Origin of the sequence: Arthrobacter sp. ov407 (assembly GCF_900102895.1) — a bacterium.
Classification (GTDB): Bacteria; Actinomycetota; Actinomycetes; order Actinomycetales; family Micrococcaceae; genus Arthrobacter.
This window is the reverse complement of sequence record NZ_FNGD01000025.1, coordinates 1-1642: the sequence shown is the minus strand read 5'-3', so window position 1 is coordinate 1642 and position 1642 is coordinate 1. Positions and strand designations below refer to the sequence as shown.

The following is a 1642-nucleotide window of genomic DNA, read 5'->3' as shown; positions in this document are numbered from 1 at the left end:
GTAGGTGCTCCTTAGAAAGGAGGTGATCCAGCCGCACCTTCCGGTACGGCTACCTTGTTACGACTTAGTCCCAATCGCCAGTCCCACCTTCGACAGCTCCCTCCCACAAGGGGTTAGGCCACCGGCTTCGGGTGTTACCAACTTTCGTGACTTGACGGGCGGTGTGTACAAGGCCCGGGAACGTATTCACCGCAGCGTTGCTGATCTGCGATTACTAGCGACTCCGACTTCATGGGGTCGAGTTGCAGACCCCAATCCGAACTGAGACCGGCTTTTTGGGATTAGCTCCACCTCACAGTATCGCAACCCTTTGTACCGGCCATTGTAGCATGCGTGAAGCCCAAGACATAAGGGGCATGATGATTTGACGTCGTCCCCACCTTCCTCCGAGTTGACCCCGGCAGTCTCCCATGAGTCCCCGCCATTACGCGCTGGCAACATGGAACGAGGGTTGCGCTCGTTGCGGGACTTAACCCAACATCTCACGACACGAGCTGACGACAACCATGCACCACCTGTGAACCGGCCCCAAAGGGGAAGGACTGTTTCCAGCCCGGTCCGGCCCATGTCAAGCCTTGGTAAGGTTCTTCGCGTTGCATCGAATTAATCCGCATGCTCCGCCGCTTGTGCGGGCCCCCGTCAATTCCTTTGAGTTTTAGCCTTGCGGCCGTACTCCCCAGGCGGGGCACTTAATGCGTTAGCTACGGCGCGGAAAACGTGGAATGTCCCCCACACCTAGTGCCCAACGTTTACGGCATGGACTACCAGGGTATCTAATCCTGTTCGCTCCCCATGCTTTCGCTCCTCAGCGTCAGTTAATGCCCAGAGACCTGCCTTCGCCATCGGTGTTCCTCCTGATATCTGCGCATTTCACCGCTACACCAGGAATTCCAGTCTCCCCTACATCACTCTAGTCTGCCCGTACCCACCGCAGATCCGGAGTTGAGCCCCGGACTTTCACGGCAGACGCGACAAACCGCCTACGAGCTCTTTACGCCCAATAATTCCGGATAACGCTTGCGCCCTACGTATTACCGCGGCTGCTGGCACGTAGTTAGCCGGCGCTTCTTCTGCAGGTACCGTCACTTTCGCTTCTTCCCTACTGAAAGAGGTTTACAACCCGAAGGCCGTCATCCCTCACGCGGCGTCGCTGCATCAGGCTTGCGCCCATTGTGCAATATTCCCCACTGCTGCCTCCCGTAGGAGTCTGGGCCGTGTCTCAGTCCCAGTGTGGCCGGTCACCCTCTCAGGCCGGCTACCCGTCGTCGCCTTGGTGAGCCATTACCTCACCAACAAGCTGATAGGCCGCGAGTCCATCCAAAACCACAATAAAGCTTTCCACCCCCCACCATGCGATGAGGAGTCATATCCGGTATTAGACCCAGTTTCCCAGGCTTATCCCAGAGTTAAGGGCAGGTTACTCACGTGTTACTCACCCGTTCGCCACTAATCACCGGTGCAAGCACCGGGTCATCGTTCGACTTGCATGTGTTAAGCACGCCGCCAGCGTTCATCCTGAGCCAGGATCAAACTCTCCGTTGAAGTAAAACAGACACACCATGCGCCCCCGGGAAAACGGGATGCACACAATGCACAAAATTTGAAACCAGCTGTAAAAACCAGACCACACCACGGGGTGGCG

Annotated in this window: 1 rRNA gene; it reads right to left on the bottom strand. The window is 56.9% G+C overall.

What is annotated here, in order from left to right:
- Nucleotides 1–15: 15 nt before the first annotated feature.
- Nucleotides 16–1542: ribosomal RNA gene (locus tag BLS42_RS19820) — 16S ribosomal RNA — on the bottom strand.
- Nucleotides 1543–1642: the final 100 nt, after the last annotated feature.